The organism is Anaerolineae bacterium, from assembly GCA_013178015.1.
Lineage (GTDB): Bacteria > Chloroflexota > Anaerolineae > DRVO01 > DRVO01 > Ch71.
The window spans coordinates 29858-47448 of record JABLXR010000033.1 but is presented as its reverse complement, the minus strand read 5'-3'; the positions used below and the strand labels follow the sequence as shown (position 1 = coordinate 47448).

The 17591-nt window shown below is 65.2% G+C and carries 16 protein-coding genes; 13 read left to right on the top strand and 3 right to left on the bottom strand.

Going from position 1 to position 17591, the window contains the following annotated elements:
* Positions 1 to 76: 76 nt before the first annotated feature.
* The 4 genes from HPY83_13530 (at position 77) to bcp (ending at position 3926) form a co-directional block, all read left to right on the top strand.
* Positions 77 to 1099: a hypothetical protein gene (locus HPY83_13530; protein ID NPV08969.1), complete on the top strand. Its 1023-nt coding sequence runs from the start codon at positions 77 to 79 to the stop codon at positions 1097 to 1099.
* A complete protein-coding gene (locus HPY83_13525; protein ID NPV08968.1) occupies positions 1096 to 2604 on the top strand; it encodes a 4Fe-4S binding protein in 1509 nt (502 codons plus the stop codon). The genes HPY83_13530 and HPY83_13525 overlap by 4 nt, the downstream gene beginning before the upstream one ends.
* Positions 2555 to 3379 carry a hypothetical protein gene (locus HPY83_13520; protein ID NPV08967.1) on the top strand — a complete coding sequence of 275 codons (825 nt, stop codon included), beginning with the start codon at positions 2555 to 2557 and terminating at the stop codon, positions 3377 to 3379. Before HPY83_13525 ends, HPY83_13520 begins: the two co-directional genes overlap by 50 nt.
* Positions 3380 to 3467: 88 nt before the next feature.
* On the top strand, positions 3468 to 3926 hold the full coding sequence (gene bcp, locus HPY83_13515; protein ID NPV08966.1) for a thioredoxin-dependent thiol peroxidase: 459 nt from the start codon (positions 3468 to 3470) through the stop codon (positions 3924 to 3926).
* A 77-nt stretch (positions 3927 to 4003) separates the two neighbouring features.
* Here the strand turns inward: bcp and zwf are convergent, their stop codons facing one another.
* The 3 genes from zwf to HPY83_13500 form a co-directional block, all read right to left on the bottom strand.
* Positions 4004 to 5503, bottom strand: a complete 1500-nt coding sequence (zwf, locus tag HPY83_13510; GenBank protein ID NPV08965.1) for a glucose-6-phosphate dehydrogenase — start codon at positions 5501 to 5503, stop codon at positions 4004 to 4006.
* Between the two features lie 118 nt (positions 5504 to 5621).
* Positions 5622 to 6536, bottom strand: a complete 915-nt coding sequence (gene gnd / locus HPY83_13505; GenBank protein NPV08964.1) for a decarboxylating 6-phosphogluconate dehydrogenase — start codon at positions 6534 to 6536, stop codon at positions 5622 to 5624.
* A gap of 136 nt (positions 6537 to 6672) precedes the next feature.
* A complete protein-coding gene (locus HPY83_13500; GenBank protein ID NPV08963.1) occupies positions 6673 to 7728 on the bottom strand; it encodes a tyrosine-type recombinase/integrase in 1056 nt (351 codons plus the stop codon).
* A gap of 367 nt (positions 7729 to 8095) precedes the next feature.
* Between HPY83_13500 and HPY83_13495 the strand changes: the two genes are divergently transcribed.
* The 9 genes from HPY83_13495 to HPY83_13455 all read left to right on the top strand — a co-directional run bounded on the left by HPY83_13495 (position 8096) and on the right by HPY83_13455 (position 17521).
* Positions 8096 to 9082 carry an ABC transporter permease gene (locus HPY83_13495; protein NPV08962.1) on the top strand — a complete coding sequence of 329 codons (987 nt, stop codon included), beginning with the start codon at positions 8096 to 8098 and terminating at the stop codon, positions 9080 to 9082.
* 4 nt (positions 9083 to 9086) lie between these two features.
* Positions 9087 to 10238, top strand: coding sequence for an ABC transporter permease (locus HPY83_13490; protein NPV08961.1), 1152 nt, complete (start codon positions 9087 to 9089; stop codon positions 10236 to 10238).
* A gap of 652 nt (positions 10239 to 10890) precedes the next feature.
* On the top strand, positions 10891 to 12327 hold the full coding sequence (trpE, locus tag HPY83_13485; GenBank protein ID NPV08960.1) for an anthranilate synthase component I: 1437 nt from the start codon (positions 10891 to 10893) through the stop codon (positions 12325 to 12327).
* 10 nt (positions 12328 to 12337) lie between these two features.
* On the top strand, positions 12338 to 12994 hold the full coding sequence (locus HPY83_13480; protein NPV08959.1) for an aminodeoxychorismate/anthranilate synthase component II: 657 nt from the start codon (positions 12338 to 12340) through the stop codon (positions 12992 to 12994).
* Positions 12995 to 14029: an anthranilate phosphoribosyltransferase gene (gene trpD, locus HPY83_13475; GenBank protein NPV08958.1), complete on the top strand. Its 1035-nt coding sequence runs from the start codon at positions 12995 to 12997 to the stop codon at positions 14027 to 14029. It begins immediately after the preceding gene.
* A complete protein-coding gene (gene trpC / locus HPY83_13470; protein NPV08957.1) occupies positions 14026 to 14817 on the top strand; it encodes an indole-3-glycerol phosphate synthase TrpC in 792 nt (263 codons plus the stop codon). Before trpD ends, trpC begins: the two co-directional genes overlap by 4 nt.
* A gap of 2 nt (positions 14818 to 14819) precedes the next feature.
* Positions 14820 to 15479, top strand: coding sequence for a phosphoribosylanthranilate isomerase (locus HPY83_13465; GenBank protein NPV08956.1), 660 nt, complete (start codon positions 14820 to 14822; stop codon positions 15477 to 15479).
* Positions 15463 to 16719 carry a tryptophan synthase subunit beta gene (trpB, locus tag HPY83_13460; protein NPV08955.1) on the top strand — a complete coding sequence of 419 codons (1257 nt, stop codon included), beginning with the start codon at positions 15463 to 15465 and terminating at the stop codon, positions 16717 to 16719. The genes HPY83_13465 and trpB overlap by 17 nt, the downstream gene beginning before the upstream one ends.
* A complete protein-coding gene (locus HPY83_13455; GenBank protein ID NPV08954.1) occupies positions 16709 to 17521 on the top strand; it encodes a tryptophan synthase subunit alpha in 813 nt (270 codons plus the stop codon). The genes trpB and HPY83_13455 overlap by 11 nt, the downstream gene beginning before the upstream one ends.
* The last annotated feature ends 70 nt before the right edge of the window (positions 17522 to 17591 follow it).

The following is a 17591-nucleotide window of genomic DNA, read 5'->3' as shown; positions in this document are numbered from 1 at the left end:
GTCTGCGAGCAAGAGCCAGTACCCATACGTGCCGGCTGGTTGTGCCACTGGCGGCGTGCTGGACGAATCAGGGGGGATGGTGCCGGGCCAGGTGATCGGCGACCTGATGGCGGCCATGCACGACCGCAGCAATGGGCTGGGAGGAGGCTTCGCCGCCTATGGCATCTACCCCGAGATGGCCGATTCCTATGCCATTCACGTTATCTACGACCGCGACGACCACCGCAGCGCAGTGGAGCAGCTCCTGTCTGCGGCCACCTTCCTCGTGCGCAGCGAGCGCATCTACACCCGACCTACTCCCGGGATCGGGGTGGCTCCGGACATGTGGCGGTACTTCGTCCAGGTGCCTCCGGCGAACCTGGGAGGGCTCTCGGAAGAAGATTACGTGGTCCGCCTGGTGATGCGGGTGAACATGGAGCTGCCGGGCTCGTGGGTGGTGTCGTGCGGGAAGAACCTGGGGGTGTTCAAGGGGGTAGGCTACCCGGAGGACATCGCCAACTTCTTCCGCCTGGAGGAGTACCGGGCCTATCAGTGGATCGGGCATGGTCGATTTCCCACCAACACCGTAGCCTGGTGGGGCGGCGCCCACCCGTTCAGCCTGCTCGAGTGGTCGGTGGTGCACAACGGCGAGATATCCTCTTACGGCATCAACCGCCGCTACGTGGAGATGTTCGGCTACCGGTGCACTCTGCGGACGGACACCGAGGTGCTCGTCTACCTGGTGGACTTGCTGGTACGTCGACACCGACTCCCGTGGCGCCTACTCTACGCCATCCTGGCGCCTCCATTCTGGGAGCAGATCGAGCGCATGTCGGACCCGGACCGAAGGGAGTTGTACACCGCTCTTCGTCAGGTGTACGGAAGCGCGATGGCCAACGGTCCCTTCAGTATCATCATTGGGCACAGCCGTGGAATGATCGGGCTTACCGACCGGGCCAAGCTTCGCCCTCTGATGGCGGCCCGCGAGGGATTCAGGTTCTACCTCGCCTCGGAGGAGTCGGCCATCAGGTCCGTGGCGCCGAACCTGGACTGCATATGGGCTCCTAAGGCCGGCTTCCCGGCGGAGGGGCGGCTTCTCTCTCAGGGGGTGTCCGCTTGAGGAACTACCTCCTGCCCGACTTCCTGGTGCAGGTCGGCGAGGGGTGCAGTGCATGCGGGCGCTGCGCTCGGGAGTGCTCCTTCGGCGTGATCTCCATGGAGTCAGGAAGGCCGGTGGCGCGTCACTCCCGCTGCGTGGCCTGCGCGCGATGCGTCACCTTCTGTCCTACGGGTGCGCTCAGGGTAGTACCGAACCAGGTGGCACACCGGCATAACCCGTACTGGTCGGTCTCCCTCCGCCACGACCTGATGCGACAGGCTCAGACTGGCGGCATGTTACTGGCGGGGGCTGGCAACGACCTGGCCTATCAGTCCATCTGGGACCACCTGCTTCTGGACGCTAGCCAGGTCACCAACCCCTCCATCGATCCCCTGCGTGAGCCCATGGAGGTAGTCACCTTCCTGGGCGCCAAGCCTTCCGCCCTGCAGGTGGAGGCGAGGCCTGAGGGTACGCTTCGACTGGCGCACCCCCTGCCCCCGCAGATCCGGCTGGAGGTCCCCATCCTGCTGGGGGCGATGTCCCTGGGCGCCGTGAACCTGAACGTGCACCGAATCCTAGCGCGCGCCGCGCAGGAGACGGGCACCCTGTGGAACTGCGGGGAGGGCGGACTGCACGAGGAGCTGTACGAGTTCGGGCCCAGCACTGTGGTGCAAGTGGCATCCGGGCGGTTCGGGGTTCACCCACGGTACCTAGAGCGGGCAGCGGCAGTGGAGATCAAGATGGGTCAGGGCGCCAAGCCCGGGATCGGGGGTCATTTGCCGGGGGAGAAGGTGACGGCGGAGATCGCCGCCACCCGCATGATCCCCGAGGGTGCCGATGCGCTCTCGCCAGCTCCGCACCACGACATCTACTCCATAGAAGACCTGGCCCAGCTGGTGGGCGCGGTCAAGCAGGCTACCGGCTTTGCCAAGCCGGTGGGAGTGAAGATTGCGGCGGTGCACCACGTGGCCGCCATCGCCAGCGGTGCCGTCCGGGCCGGTGCCGACTTCGTTACTGTAGATGGGTTCCGGGGTGGGACGGGGGCGGCGCCCAAGGTGGTGCGCAACCACATGGGAATACCGCTGGAGCTGGCCCTGGCAGCCGTGGACGATCGGCTGCGAGAGGAGGGGATTCGCAACGAGGTCACCCTGGTCGCGTCAGGCGGCATCCGTTCCAGTGGGGACATGGTCAAAGCTCTGGCTTTGGGGGCAGACGCGGTGGCGGTGGGCACAGCAGCGCTGGTGAGCCTGGGGTGCACGTTGTGCCAGGCGTGCCACACCGGGCGCTGCGCCTGGGGGCTCACCACCCAGGACCCGAAGCTGGCGGCGCGGCAGGACCTGGAGGAGGGGGTGGAGCGCGTGGGCAACCTGATCCGGGCCTGGGCCACGGAGCTACGCGAGGTGCTAGGCGCCCTGGGCATCAATGCCGTGGAGAGCCTGCGGGGGAATCGGGAACGCCTCAGGGCGGTGGGACTGGATGCAGAGACACTGGCTGTCCTTGGGGTGCAGGCGGCCGGGCGCGAGTGACGCTCACCAGGGGGGAACGACTGTGCTAACTGTCAGCGCTCGCGGACTGGATCATGTCTCTCTGAACCGGCTGCTGGCGGAGGCGGCGGCGGCTGGGGAGCGGGCAGTGCGGGTGACTGAGGTATTGGGCCACCGCTACATCGGAACCGGGCTCGGGGGAGAGCTCAGCCTCACCCTGGAAGGGACACCAGGCGAAGACCTGGGTGCCTTCATGGATGGTCCGACCGTTCGGGTGCTGGGCAATGCCCAGAACGCGGTGGGCAATACGATGAACTCAGGCCTGATCGCCATCCATGGATCGGCGGGCGACATCTTGGGTCATAGCTTGCGGGGTGGGCGCATCTGGGTGCGCGGCGATGTGGGCTACCGAGTGGGAATCCACATGAAGGCGCAGCCGGGCAACGGACCGGCGATCGTGGTGGGTGGTGCTGCCGGGGACTTCCTGGGGGAGTACATGGCCGGCGGCGTTCTGATCGTGCTGGGGCTGACCGACCAGGGGCGGCAGAGACCAGTAGGCAACTGGCTGGGCACGGGCATGCACGGGGGGACGATCTACGTGCGCGGCTCCGTGCCTGAGCACCGGCTTGGGAAGGGAGCAGGGAGAGAGGAGCTCACCGATGCCGACCGGGAGGAGCTGCGCCGCCATCTGGAGCCGTATTGCTGGGAGTTCTGCCTCGATCCGGACAGCCTGGTCTCAGACAGTTACACCAAGCTGGTTCCCCTCACTTATCGACCTTACGGACGCCTTTACGTCAGCACAGTGGGAGAGTGCTAAGCCGCCGGCTCGGGGAGCTAGGGTTGATCGCAAAGCCGATCTGGTGCACCATGGGATGTGGCTGGAAGGCACCAAGGAGGACAGCGGCATGCTCAAGTACGGAGACCCGGCACCTGATTTCACGCTGACGTCGGATAGAGGGGAGCAGGTCAGCCTGTCGGACTTCCGCGGGCAGAAGGTGGTGGTGTACTTCTTCCCCAAGGCGGGCACCTCGGGGTGCACGCGTCAAGCCTGCTCCATACGCGACCTCTACCCGCGGATTCAGGTTCAGGCCACCGTGGTGATCGGCATCAGCCCCGATTCGCCGGAGGAGCTGGCTCGCTTCCGGCAGCGTCACAACCTTCCCTTCGTCCTGCTGTCGGACCCAGACCATCGGGTGGCCATGGCGTATGACGCCTGGGGGCGGAAGAAGGCGTTCGGACGGGAGACCGAGGGCATCATCCGCAGCCACTTCGCGGTGGACGAGGAGGGTCGGATTCTTCGCGCCGAATGGAGTGTGCGACCGGACGAGACTGCCACCATGGCTGTGGCACTGGACCAACCCTAGGTATAGGGCCACAGGCCACAGTCGATACTATGCTGCTTCTGCCCGCGGCTCGCTGACGGTCACCTCTGGCTGGCAGCTCATTCGGGCAGCACGACCTCGCAGCTAGGGGCTTCGTGGTGACCGCAATCTTGTCGCCAGCGAAACCCTCGGCGAGCTACCAGTTCCTCCGCCTCGGCCGGGCCCCAGGTGCCGCACTCGTACTGGATCGGCTGCCTGTCATGATCCGTCTCCCATGCCTCCAGGATTGGTTCAACCAGAGCCCAAGACTGCTCAATCTCGTCGCTTCGGGCGAAGAGCGAGGGATCCCCAGCGATGGCATCCAGGAGCAGGCGCTCGTACGCATCCGCCAGCGCTCTTTCGCCGAACTCTGACTCATAGTGGAACTCCATGTCAACCGGCGAGGTCTGCATCCCGGCGCCGGGAGCCTTGGTCTGGAAGTGCAGGTGGATGCCTTCGTCAGGCTGGATGCAGAGGGTAAGCCGGTTGGGCGCAGACCGTCGGCCGGGAAGGAAGAGGTGAGGCACATCGCGGAACTCGAGGATGAGCTCGGTGACCTTCTTGGCCAGGCGCTTGCCCGTGCGGAGGTAGAAGGGAACGCCCTGCCAGCGCCAGTTCTCCACACAAAGCTGGGCGGCCACGAAGGTGGGTGTGCGGGAATCGGGGGCAACGCCGCTCTCCTCCCTATACCCCTGGTATTGTCCCAGGACCACCTCGTCCAGGGAGACGGGTCGCACGGCATTCAGTACCTTGGCTTTCTCGTCACGCAGCAGCTTGGCGTCTAGCCGGGTGGGAGGCTCCATGGCCAGGAGCGACAGCAGTTGGAGAAGGTGATTCTGGAGCATGTCTCTCACCACTCCGGCCCGGTCGTAGTACTGGCCTCGGCCTTCGACGCCCAGGTTCTCCGCCGCGGTGATCTGAACGTTGGCGATGTAGTTGCGGTTCCAGAGGGGCTCGAAGATGGCATTGGCGAAGCGGAACGCCAGGATGTTCTGTACCGTCTCCTTGCCTAGGTAGTGGTCGATACGAAAGACGCTTTCCTCAGGGAAGACGGCGTGGAGGCGCCGGTTGAGCGCGCGCGCCCCCTCGAGGTCATGGCCAAAGGGCTTCTCGACCACGATGGCGGTCCACCCGCTAGGATGTCGGTTGAGCCCAGCTTCGCCCAGGCGCTCGGCTATGGTCCCGAATGCCACCGGCGGAGTGGCGAGATAGTACAGGTATCCGCCCGACTCGGGGCACTCCTCTCTGGCCTGGCCAAGTATCGCGGATAGCTTCCGGTAGGTGTCCGGATCGTCGTAGTCGCCCGAGAGGTACGAGTGTCTGGCGGAGAACTCCGGCCAGCTATCGCAGATGTCGGGTCTGAGCCGGGCATATTCCTCCACGCCGCGCAGCAGCTGCTCCCGAAACTCGTCGTCAGATAGCGGTGTGCGTGCCACTCCTATCAGGCGGCAGAAGCGCGGGATTTGGCCTGCACAGCGGAGACTGTGAAGCGCGGGGATGATCTTGCGCCGAGTAAGGTCTCCGGAGGCTCCGAAGACTACTATCGCCGTCGGCTCAGCGCGCTCTTCGGAAAGAGACATCGGCTGCCATCTCCTTGCTAGCGCTCATGACGGAACGCGAGGACCGACCCCGGAACGGCAGTCGTTGGCCTCGCATGAGGCCTGGCGCCCCGCTGGGGTGAGCGCGGCGGGGCGCATGCTACTCTGGGGTCCTGATGGCATGGCCTCCGAACTGGCTGCGCATCACCGCCAGCAGCTTGGCGGCATAGCTTTCGTCCTGCCTGCTGACGAACCGCATGAGCAGTGACAGCGTGATCACCGGCGCGGGTACGTCCAGATCAATAGCCTCCTTGACGGTCCAGCGGCCCTCGCCCGAGTCCGCTACCCACCCGCGAACGGCGTCCAACTCCTGGCCCTCAGCCAGGCCTTCCTCGATCAGGCTCAGCAGCCAGGATCTGACCACACTACCGTGACCCCAGATGCCGGCGATCTGGCGGAGGTCGAGGTCGAAGTCGCTCTTGGCATGCAGCAACTCAAAGCCCTCGGCGTAAGCCTGCATCATGCCGTACTCGATGCCGTTGTGCACCATCTTGACGAAGTGCCCGGCACCGCTTGGGCCTACGTGACCCCAGCCCCGATCGGGCGCCGGTGCCAATGTCTCCAATGCCGGCCTAAGCCTCACGACGGCAGCCTGCGGGCCGCCGACCATGAGGCTGTAGCCGTTCTCCAGGCCCCAGACGCCGCCACTGGTGCCCACGTCCACCAGGTCCAGCCCGGCGCGGGCCAATCTGCTCGCGCGGCGGATGGTGTCCTTGTAGTTGGAGTTGCCGCCGTCCACGACCATGTCGCCAGGGGCGAACACCTGGAGCAGGTCGTCTATCGTGTCTTCGGTAGGGGTGCCTGCGGGGACCATAACCCAAGCGATCCTTGGCGGGCTCAGGCGATCGGAGAGCTCGCTGTAAGTCCGGGCCGCCTCCACGTTGGGCTCAGCGGCGGCCAGCTCCAGAGCCCTCTCGGTGGTACGGTTGTAGGCTACGATGTGGTGCCCCGCCCGCGCCAGGCGGAGGGCGATGTTCCTGCCCATTCGTCCGAGGCCAACAATGCCCAGTTCCATGCCATGACTCCCGACTACGGTGCTGACTAACCCGGGGCTGCCGGTGCATGTCGGTAGTGTAGCCGCAGAGCGGTGGGCGGTCTAGTTGGGTGGAGTCCGGGGCGAGATGGGCGGGCGTGGCAGGCTCAAGGGAAGCTCAGTGGGGAGCAGGTCCTCGGCCGGGGTCAAGATCGCCGTGCTCCGCCAACAGCTCCGGGTCTACCTTCTCCAAGGCTTCCTCGGGCGCCAGAGTGGACCGGGCGAAGATCTGGCGCACCGAATGGCGTGAGTAGATGGCATACACCTTGCGAGTGGTGCTGATGTCGGAGTGCCCGAGTATTTCCTGGATTGCCTCCAGCGGTGCCCCTTCGTCCAGCATTTGTCGGGCGCGGAAGTGGCGGAAATCGTGGGGAGATACCTCCAAGTTGTAGGCGCGGGCGGCGAGCTTGACCGTCCGCCAGATGCTAACCTTGCTGAGCCGGGAGCCGTAGTCTCGGCCATGAGAGATGAAAAGGGGCTGAAAGGCGTCGTTTCGTTCTGTCACATAGTCTTGGATTGCCCTACACGCCAGCCTTGTGAGATAGACGAACCTCTGCTTGCCACCCTTGCCCACAACCACAACCTCTGACTGCCGCCCGTCAGCGACATCACGACGGTCAAGGGAGGTAACTTCAGCGATGCGGCCTGCTGATGAGTAGAGGGTGTGGACTATGGCGCGGCTGCGCAGAACCCGGAGACGGCCAAGCCTCGCTTGCTGTCCCTCCCCCGAAGGAAGCGGCATCTGGTCGTAGTGCCTAATCACCAGCGGCAGGGCCGGGTCCGGAACGGGGGCGGGGTAAGGGTCCCCGCGCCTGGGGCGGCGGAGTCGGGCTTTGGCCTTGTCCAGGGAGAAAGACGCCGGTAGCAGGTCATGGGTCAGGAGGTAGTCGAGGAAAGCGAGGGCGGCTGCCATGTAGGTGCGCACGGTGAAGCGGGAGTAACCTCGGTTCAGAAGATAGCCCTGGAACGAGGCGAGGACATCAGTGTCCAGCGACGACAAGCGAAGGAGTGGGGTTTCTACAGCTTGGTGCTGAGAGAGAAAGGTGACCAGCGCATGGAGCCCGCTGGAGTAGGTGCGCAGGGTGTTCGGTTCCTGTTGCAGGGTATCGAGGTAGGCCTGGATTGCCCCATTCAGTTCATCGTCGGGGTTGCCTCTGCCGGGCCCTGAAGGCATTGACGTCTCCTAGGACATCCCTCGCTGCGGGGCGTGCGGGCTACAGGTGCCGCAAGTGCCATGCCAGTGACACCGCGACCAGCCATCGCCGGTCGAGCTGCCATCACCCCAGCACGCCTGATCCGCAGACCGAGGGCTCCCCGCCGCCCCTGGAGACCTTCGATCTCCCCCGCCTGCTATCGTTGTGGAATCCAACCTGCTACTGCTGCACCTTGGGAAGACAGCAGCAATCGTGTAAACTAGGAATAGCAGGTCGGCAGGTACTCGTCGGCTGCGGCAGGTGTGGCCGGCCCGACTGCTGCTGAGGGCAGCGACGGGGGAGGACTGGGCTGTCTCCTGTCTCGCACATCGGTATCAGGGGGTGCAGATGCTTCGGTACGTGGTCCGCCGCCTAACCTATATGGTAGTGACTCTGTTTGCCGTCTCCGTGATCTCGTTCATCATCATTCAGCTGCCGCCGGGCGACTTCGTCACGTCCTACGTGGCACAGCTTGCGGCCATGGGCGAGCTGGTGGACCAGTCGGAGGTTGACGCTCTTCGAGCGAGGTACGGCTTGGGCCAGCCCATCTACATGCAGTATGCCAAGTGGATGGGGGGCGTGCTCAAGGGCGACCTCGGTCGTTCTCTGCAGTGGAACAAACCTGTGGCCACGTTGATCAAAGACCGACTGCCCTGGAGCTTCAGCATTTCGCTGGTGTCCTTCATCTTCGTGTGGGTAGTAGGGCTGCCCATTGGAGTCTACTCCGCCACCAACCAGTACTCGCCCCCGGACTATCTGGCTACCTTCTTAGGGTTCGTGGGCCTGGCTGTCCCCAACTTCCTGCTCGCCCTGCTGGCCCTCTGGATCTACTTCAACTCCACTGGAGAAGTGATAGTGGGCCTGTTCTCCCCCGAGTACATCATGGCGCCATGGAGTTTCGGCAAGGTGGCGGACCTCCTGAAGCACCTGTGGATTCCGGCCCTCATCACGGGAACGGCGGGTACGGCCGGGCTCATCCGCACCATGCGCGCTAACCTCCTGGACGAGATCCGCAAGCCATACGTCTTGACGGCGCGGGCCAAAGGCCTCACCGAGAGGCGGCTCCTGTATAAGTATCCTTTCCGGGTGGCGATGATTCCGGCGGTATCCACCATTGGCTGGGTGCTGCCAGGGCTGTTCGCCGGTGAGCTGCTTACGTCGTTCGTGCTAGGCATACCCACGCTGTCTCCGATCTTCCTCGGCGCGCTGCTGAACCAGGACATGTTCCTGGCCGGAAGCATTGTTCTCATCCTGAGTGCTCTAACGGTTGTGGGCACCCTGATATCCGATCTGCTGCTGGCAGTGGTTGACCCGAGGATAAAGGAGTCGGTGTAGGAAGATGGCAGACCTAGAGATCCGGGCCGAAGACGGGCAAGCGATCGAGACGGTGGAAACCGAGGCGGCGGAGTCCATCTTCGTTGCCTCTCAGTGGAAGCTTGTCTGGTGGCGCTTCCGGAAGCACAGGCTGGCGGTGATCTCCGCCGTGGTGCTCGGCATCATGTACACGATGGTCGTCTTTGCCGAGTTCTTCTCTCCTTACAACGCCACCCAGAGCGACAAGCGGTTCATCTACGCGCCGCCCCAGAAGCTCCACTTCGTGGACAGTGAGGGCAACTTCCACCTGCCTCCGTTCACGTACGCTATGACGGGAACGCTCAATATGGAGACCCTGCGCGTCGAGTATGAGGTGGACACCTCGGTCGTGTACCCGATCCGCTTCTTCGTCCGTGGCGCCCCCTACAAGCTATTGGGCCTGATCGACACCGATGTTCACCTGATCGGGACAGACGAAGGAGGGACCGTTTTCCTTCTGGGGACCGACAAGCAGGGACGGGACATGCTCTCGCGCCTCATCTACGGCGGGCGCATCTCCCTATCCGTGGGCCTGTTGGGCATCGCCATATCCTTCGTCCTGGGAATCCTCCTCGGAGGGTTGTCAGGCTACTACGGTGGGGTATTCGACATCACCCTGCAGCGTGTCATCGAGTTCATGCGTTCGGTGCCCACCCTGCCGCTGTGGATGGGGCTGAGCGCCGCCCTGCCGCCCACGTGGTCGGTGGTACAGAACTACTTCGCCATTGTGGTCATACTCTCCCTCCTGGGATGGACCGGGCTTGCACGGGTGGTACGCAGCAAGTTCATGTCCCTGCGAGAGGAGGACTTCGTGATGGCGGCCCGGCTGCTGGGTGCAAAGGAGCTGCGCATCGTGTTCCGCCACATGGTGCCCTCCTTCGCCAGCTACCTGATCGCGGACCTCAGCCTGTCGATCCCCGGCATGATACTGGGCGAAACGAGCCTCTCTTTCATTGGCCTGGGGCTGCAGCCACCTGCCATCAGCTGGGGTGTGCTCCTCAAGGAAGCGCAGGCCATCCGGGTGCTGAACGAGGCGCCATGGCTGCTCTACCCCGGCATCGCCGTGGTGGTGGCAGTGCTGGCCTTCAACTTCATGGGCGACGGCCTGCGGGACGCAGCCGATCCCTACTCGCGGTAAGACGAACGCCGGCGCCTCCGACCTTGCTGTCGGTCGACCGCCACCGTCGAAGGCGGCCAGGGCCTCGCGGTAGACGGGAGAGTCGGAGGGGACGACACCGGCGCGAACCCAGGCCCGGGGAGCTGGATTTGTCCCCGTCCACCTCAGCGAAGCGACGAGCCGCCTCTGCAGGCCCCAGCTCCGGGATGCGCCGGGGGAGTCACGCCCTAGGGCTCGTCTGCCGGAATCAGCCTTCTGCGCTGCTTGACAGAAGCGAGGGGGAAGCGTATACTCGCGCCAATCGTATAGCGACAAGGCGGAGAGCGGGACTAGTACGTCTCGAAGCGGGGCTCAGAGAGTCGGGGGCAGGTGAGAGCCCGATGTCGGCGCCGAGACAGAATGGACCCGGGAGCTGCGAACTGAAACGGAGCCCGAGGGCTTCGGAGTAGGGTAGACGGAGACTCCACCGTTATCTGGGAGCGGGGTATTGGGCCCCCTGTAGGAGGACCCTGTACTCGCAGAGTGAGGCTGGCCTGCTGCGCCCGCAGTGTCTTCACTGCGGGCTTTCGTTTTTCCGCAGCAGGACCGTGCCTAACTGGGGTGGCACCGCGAGTGGCGCTTGAGCCCTCGTCCCTAGGGACGAGGGCTCTCTTTGTTTCCGGGAGGTGGCGTGATGTTCGACACAGAAACGTTACAGAGGCAGGCGCTGGGTGAGATGCTGCACCGGGAGGTGCCTTTCGACTTAGAGACCATAGCTGCTCTGTTCCTGCGGGTGGAGCGCGAGGACGGCTCCTTCCTTCTGGAGAGCGTGGAACGCGGGCAGCAGGTGGGCAGGTACTCATTCGTGGGCTGCGAGCCGCTGCTGACGGTAACCGCGTGCAGTGAGGGATGGAAGGTGCAATCGTCCTCCGGGCAGTGGCTCGAGCCCCAACCAGGCCTCGGGGGGCTGAGGCCCCTGCTGCGGCTCTGCCAGTACACTGGGGCCACCTCGCTGCCGCCGTTCGCTTCTGGCCTGGTGGGGTACGTCGGATACGACCTAGTCCGGGCACACGAAAGGCTCCCGAAGCCGCCTCCCGATGACCTGGCCGTTCCGGCCGCTATCCTCCTGGTTCCGGGGGTGCTATATGCGCTCGACCACGCCCGCAACGTGCTCCACATCATGGTCCGTGGCGACGAACGCCTCAGTGCGGAAGAACGGCTGGTGGCTGCGCTGGACCGCTTGCAGCGCCCGGCTCGTCCCACTGCCCCACCTGAGCCCAGGCCGAATTCCAGGCAGGATGAGGACGAGGCCAACCTCACTCCAGAGCGGTATCAGGATATGGTACTGCGGGCGAAGGAGTACATCAGGGCTGGTGACATCCTCCAAGTGGTCCTCTCACAGAGGCTCTCTCGGCCGCTTCGGGCTACGCCCTTCCAGGTGTACCGGGCCTTGAGGCGGCTCAACCCTTCACCTTACATGTTCCACTTCCGGTTCAGGGATGACCTGGCGCTAGTGGGCTCCTCGCCGGAGATGTTCGTGCGGCTGCGCGACGGCCTGGCCGAGCAGCGCCCCCTCGCCGGCACGCGCAAGCGGGGTCGCACAACGGAGGAGGATGCGCGTCTGGAGGAGGACCTGAGCGTCGATCCTAAGGAACGGGCCGAGCACATCATGCTGGTGGACCTCGCCCGCAATGACCTAGGTCGTGTCTGCCAGTACGGGACGGTCTCGGTGCCCCGGCTGCTCTATGTGGAGCGCTTCTCCCATGTCATGCACCTGGCCTCGACCGTAGAGGGGCGGCTGCGGGAGGACCGCGACGCCGTCGATCTGCTGGCGGCATGTCTGCCAGCGGGCACTCTCAGCGGTGCACCCAAGGTGCGGGCCATGGAGATCATTGATGAGCTCGAACCGACCCGCCGCGGCCCCTACGGCGGAGCTGTAGGTTACCTGGACGCCAATGGCAACCTGGACACCTGCATCACCCTCCGTACCCTGCTCATGACCGGCGGCAGGGCCTATGTTCAAGCCGGCGCCGGCATTGTCGCCGACTCCGTGCCCGCATCGGAGTACCAGGAGACATTGAGTAAGGCGGCGGCTCTCCTATCGGCCCTGGATCTGGCCGGAACCGCCTGAGGAGGCAGAAGTGATACTGGTAATAGACAACTACGACTCGTTTACCTACAACTTGGTGCAATACCTCGGGGAACTGGGCGCCGAGCTCGTGGTCCACCGCAACGACCAGATCACCGTAGAGCAGGCTCGGGCCCTCAGCCCCTCCCATGTGGTGATCTCCCCCGGCCCGGGCACTCCTCACGACGCCGGCGTCAGCCTGGACCTGATCCTGGCGCTAAGCGGCGAAGTGCCCATTCTGGGCGTCTGTCTGGGGCACCAGTGCTTGGGACGCGCCTTCGGAGGCCTCGTCGCTGGCGCCAAGCGGCTGATGCACGGCAAGACCTCCCAGGTACGACACCGGGGCGATGGCATCCTCGCTGGCCTCAGCAGCCCCTTTGTGGCCACCCGGTACCACTCCCTGGCGGTGCTGCCCCCGGTGCCTCCGGCACTCAAGATCACGGCCTGGTCGGAGGATGGCGAGATCATGGGCCTCGAGCACCGCAGGCACCCCACTTACGGGGTTCAGTTCCACCCCGAGTCCATTCTCACCGAGGGGGGCAAAGACCTGCTGCGCAACTTCCTCAACGTCAGTCAGCCGCACGCGCGCGTTGGCTCCGGTCGAGCGGCGATGGGTACACCTGAGCCCATCGGCACGCCGGTGTGCTCGGCACCTGATAGGAGTGAGTAGATGGACGCCATAAGACACGCTGTGGGCAGGATGATGCGCCTGGAGAGCCTCAGCAGTGACGAAGCGGAAGCAGCCATGGGCGACATCTTCACCGGGAGCGCTACCCAGGCCCAGATCGGTGCTTTCCTGGCCTCGCTGAGGACCAAGGGAGAGACGGCGGACGAGATACTGGGGTGCGCCCGCGCCATGCGCGCTAGTGCCACCGCGGTTACGCCGGTCCGGCATGGCTGTGTGGACACCTGCGGAACCGGCGGGGACATGGCCGGGACGTTCAACATCTCGACCATCAGCGCCTTCGTGGTGGCCGGTGCCGGGGTGCCGGTGGCCAAACATGGCAATCGGAGCATCTCCAGCACGTGTGGCAGCGCTGACGTGCTGGAGGCATTGGGGGTCAATCTCTCTCTGACGGCGGAGCAGGTGGCCCGCTGTGTGGACCAGGTGGGGATCGGATTCATGTTTGCACCCATGCTTCACCCCGCCATGGCGCACGCCATGGGACCACGGCGCGAACTAGGGGTCCGCACCGTGTTCAACCTTCTCGGCCCCCTTGCCAATCCGGCTCAGGTACCGTTTCAGGTCGTGGGGGTCTTTGACCGTTCACTGACCGAAATCATCGCCACCGTGATGGCAGGGCTGGGTGTATCCAGAGCCCTGGTGGTTCACGGGGATGACGGCCTCGACGAGCTCACCACCGCAGGTGGCAGCGTCATCTCGGAGATGCACAACGGCGAAGTGCGAACTTACCGCCTGTACCCTGAGGGCCTGGGCCTGCCCCGAGCCTCCCGGTCGGATCTGCTGGGCGGGGACCCCGCCACCAATGCCGGCATCGCCCGGAGCGTCTTGTCTGGGGAGCGTGGCCCCCAGCGCGATATCGTGGTTCTCAACGCCGCTGCTGCACTCTATGTCGCCGGGCAGGCAGACAGCATCGGCGAAGCCCTGCCCCTGGCGACGCAGTCCATAGACACTGGGCACGCTGCCGAGAGGCTGGAAGCGCTGATCTCCCTATCGCGGACTCTGACGGAGGCGGCACCTTGATCCTGGAGAGGATAGCCCAGCAGCGCAGGGAGAGCCTGAGGGCCCTGATCGGCACAGAGGCCGAGGAGCGCGTCCGCGCCGAGGCCTGCGCCGTATGCGTCCCTTCGCAGGACTTGGCGACAGCTCTGACTACACTTCCCGGGGTCTCGATCATCGCAGAGGTGAAGCGGCGATCGCCCTCGGCCGGCGACATCCGCCCCGACCTACAGCCGGCCGCTCTGGCCCGGGCCTACGTCTCGGGCGGCGCGGCAGCGGTCTCGGTGATCACCGAGCCGGATCATTTCGCCGGAAGCATAGCTGACCTCATCGAGGTGCGGAGGGCGCTGACGGGGGAGAGCCGACTTCCGGTCCTGCTCAAGGACTTCATCCTGACTCCCTACCAGGTCTACCAGGCCCGAGCGGCAGGCGCCGATGCGGTACTCCTAATTGCCGCCTGCCTCACCGACGAAGAGCTAGAGTCGCTGTACGGCCTGGCAACCGGACTGGGCATGAGCGCTCTCGTCGAGATCCACGATGAGGCCGAGCTGGATAGGGTGGCAGCGCTCCGGCCGAAAGTGATCGGCATCAACAACCGCGACCTCCGCACGTTCGGGGTGGACTTGACGACGACGATCCGGCTGGGCCCGCGTGCCGCCCGCCTGGGCGTGGTCGTGAGCGAGAGCGGGATCAAGAGCCCCGATGACGTGCGCACCGTCGCCCGCGCCGGGGCGGACGCGGTGCTGGTGGGCGAGTCGCTTGTGCGAAGCCACGACGTCGTCCAGACCCTTCGCTGCCTGCGGGAGGCTTAGGCATGACCAGAGTGAAGTTCTGCGGGTTCCGCCGAGAGGAGGACGTACGCTTGGCGGTCAGGCTGGGAGTGGACTACCTGGGACTCAACTTCGTCCCGGGCACGCCCCGCTGCATCAGCCCGGCCCGAGCCCGCGGCCTCGTCGAGGCGGCTCACGATGAAGCACGGCGTTCGGGATCTCCGCCCGTACGCCTGGTAGGCGTGTTTGGGCCCATGGACCGAAAGACGGTGGAGGGCATCGTGCAGCAGTGTGGGCTGGACCTGGTGCAGATGCACCTGGGGCGGGCCTTCACAAATGCGCCGTCAATGGCTCGACTGCCGGTGCCCGCGATCCTGGCTCTGAGATGCCGGCCGGGGGAGGAGCCGCCCGGGCTGGAGCAGGTGGAAGGGGTCTACGCTCATCTCCTCGATGGCTATCATCCGACCAGCCTCGGTGGCACGGGCTTGCGGGCGGACTGGGCACTGGCATCGAGACTAGCTCGCACCGGGCGGCTCATCCTGGCCGGTGGGCTGAGCGCGGCTAACGTCGCCCAGGCCATAGGAGAAGTACATCCATACGCTGTGGACGTGGCCAGCGGGGTGGAGCAGGCCCCGGGGATCAAGGACGAAGAGCAGATGGCTCTGTTCGTACATGCAGTAAGGAGCGCTGACCGTGAGAGCTGAAGTGAGAGAGCTTGCCGCTGTACCCGGCAGCGGCCGGAGAGAGAGCTCTGGAGAAACCGGCTGGTATGGTCGTTATGGAGGTCGTTATGTGCCGGAGTCACTGGTCCCGGCCCTGGACGAGGTGGCCGATGCCTTCGCATGCGCCCGGGAGGATCAGCAGTTCCAGCTCCGGCTCGCCTCGCTGCTGCGGGACTACGTCGGCAGGCCGACTCCGCTGTACCATGCCTCTCGGCTCAGCCGGCACTCTGGGTTAGGGGACATATTCCTCAAGCGAGAGGACCTGACTCACACCGGGGCGCACAAGATCAACAACGCCCTGGGGCAGGGCCTACTGGCGGAGCGCATGGGCAAGGGCAGGCTAGTGGCCGAGACCGGTGCCGGGCAGCACGGCGTGGCGACGGCGACCGTGGCGGCACTGCTGGGGATGGAGTGCACCGTGTACATGGGCCGTACGGACATGTTGCGCCAGGCGCCCAACGTCCGGCGCATGCAACTCCTGGGGGCCGATGTGCGGCCCGTGGACGTCGGCTCCGCCACGCTGAAAGAAGCGATCAACGAGGCCATCCGCGACTGGGTTACCAACGTACGGCGGACTCACTACCTGCTGGGATCGGCGTTGGGCCCGCACCCCTATCCGCTCATGGTGCGGGAGTTTCAGTCCGTGATCGGTCGGGAGGCTCGAACTCAGTCCCTTGAGGCTCTGGGCCGTCTGCCGGACGTCCTGGTGGCTTGCGTAGGGGGCGGGTCGAACTCCATCGGCCTGTTCCATCCCTTCCTGAATGACCCGGTGCGGATGGTAGGGGTGGAAGCCGGTGGCGCAGGGATAGACACTGGGCGGCACGCCTCCCGCTTCGCCGACCCCCTACGGGGAAGGGTGGGTGTGCTACACGGGACCAGGTCCTACGTTCTGCAGTCGCCCGATGGGCAGGTACTCGACACTCACTCCGTGTCCGCCGGTCTCGACTACCCGGGCGTAGGGCCGGAACACGCCTATCTCCGCGAGACGGGCCGGGTGGAGTACACGTACGCCACCGACCGGCAGGCCCTAGACGCATTCCGCCTGCTCTGTCAGTTGGAGGGCATCATCCCAGCACTAGAATCCGCCCATGCCGTGGCCGTGGCGATCTCTCTGGCCCAGGAGCTGTCCTCGAGCATGGCGGTCCTCGTCAACCTATCTGGAAGGGGCGACAAGGACTTGGAGACGGCGGGCGCGGCACTGGAGGGTGGTCATGGGCAGTGAAGGTACCGTGACCAGACTGCGGCAGCGGCTGCACGCATGCCGGGAGGAAGGCCGGCTGGCCCTCTTGCTCTACCTGACCGTGGGCTTCCCGTCGGTGGCCGCCACGGTCGAGATGGGCCAGGCCCTCATGGAACTGGGTGTGGACGGCATCGAGCTGGGCATCCCGTTCAGCGATCCGTTGGCGGACGGACCCACGATACAGGCGGCGGCCTCCGTCGCTCTGGGCAACGGGGTGACGACAGAGGTATGCCTTCAGGTAGCGACTGCTCTGCGTCAGCACGATAGGCGCATTCCACTGCTCTTCATGGGGTACTTCAACCCCATGCTCCAGTACGGGCCGATGCCGTTCGTGCGTGCGTCGGTGCAGGCAGGGGTGGACGGTCTCATCGTGCCGGATCTCCCTCTGGAGGAGGCGGAGGAGCTTGACGGCCCCTGCCGCGAGGCCGGCTTGGGGGTAGTGCCGCTGGTGGCTCCTACGACCCCACCGGCAAGGATACGGCTGCAGGACCGTCGGGCCACCGGCTTTCTATACGTAGTCACCAGGCAGGGAGTGACGGGAGCGCGAGAGCCCTTGCCCGAGGACGTGCCGGATCTGGTGCGGAGAGTGAGGCGCGAATCCGGCAGTCCGTTGGCACTCGGGTTTGGGATAGGGCATGCGGCTCAGGTTCGGGCCTTGCGCGGTCTGGCCGATGCCGCTATCGTCGGAAGCGCACTGATAGCCAGGATCGCCAGCTCGGACGGGTCGGTGCAGGAGGTGCGCCGCTTTGCCCGTGACCTCCTGGAGGGCACCTACCCCGGGTAGCCCGGAGCGGCCCCGTCCGGCACCGATTTCTCCGGGATGCCGTTCTGCGCCAGGGGAATGGGGCTGGCGA

Excerpts from the sequence above, each read along its gene's own strand:
- HPY83_13500 (NPV08963.1), bottom strand. The coding sequence starts at position 7,728 with ATGCCTTCAGGGCCCGGCAGAGGCAACCCCGACGATGAACTGAATGGG.
- gnd (NPV08964.1), bottom strand. The coding sequence starts at position 6,536 with ATGGAACTGGGCATTGTTGGCCTCGGACGAATGGGCAGGAACATCGCC.
- HPY83_13455 (NPV08954.1), top strand. The coding sequence starts at position 16,709 with ATGGGCAGTGAAGGTACCGTGACCAGACTGCGGCAGCGGCTGCACGCA.
- bcp (NPV08966.1), top strand. The coding sequence starts at position 3,468 with ATGCTCAAGTACGGAGACCCGGCACCTGATTTCACGCTGACGTCGGAT.
- HPY83_13465 (NPV08956.1), top strand. The coding sequence starts at position 14,820 with ATGACCAGAGTGAAGTTCTGCGGGTTCCGCCGAGAGGAGGACGTACGC.
- trpE (NPV08960.1), top strand. The coding sequence starts at position 10,891 with ATGTTCGACACAGAAACGTTACAGAGGCAGGCGCTGGGTGAGATGCTG.
- HPY83_13490 (NPV08961.1), top strand. The coding sequence starts at position 9,087 with ATGGCAGACCTAGAGATCCGGGCCGAAGACGGGCAAGCGATCGAGACG.
- HPY83_13495 (NPV08962.1), top strand. The coding sequence starts at position 8,096 with ATGCTTCGGTACGTGGTCCGCCGCCTAACCTATATGGTAGTGACTCTG.
- zwf (NPV08965.1), bottom strand. The coding sequence starts at position 5,503 with ATGTCTCTTTCCGAAGAGCGCGCTGAGCCGACGGCGATAGTAGTCTTC.
- HPY83_13530 (NPV08969.1), top strand. The coding sequence starts at position 77 with ATGGTGCCGGGCCAGGTGATCGGCGACCTGATGGCGGCCATGCACGAC.
- trpD (NPV08958.1), top strand. The coding sequence starts at position 12,995 with ATGGACGCCATAAGACACGCTGTGGGCAGGATGATGCGCCTGGAGAGC.
- HPY83_13520 (NPV08967.1), top strand. The coding sequence starts at position 2,555 with ATGCAGAGACACTGGCTGTCCTTGGGGTGCAGGCGGCCGGGCGCGAGT.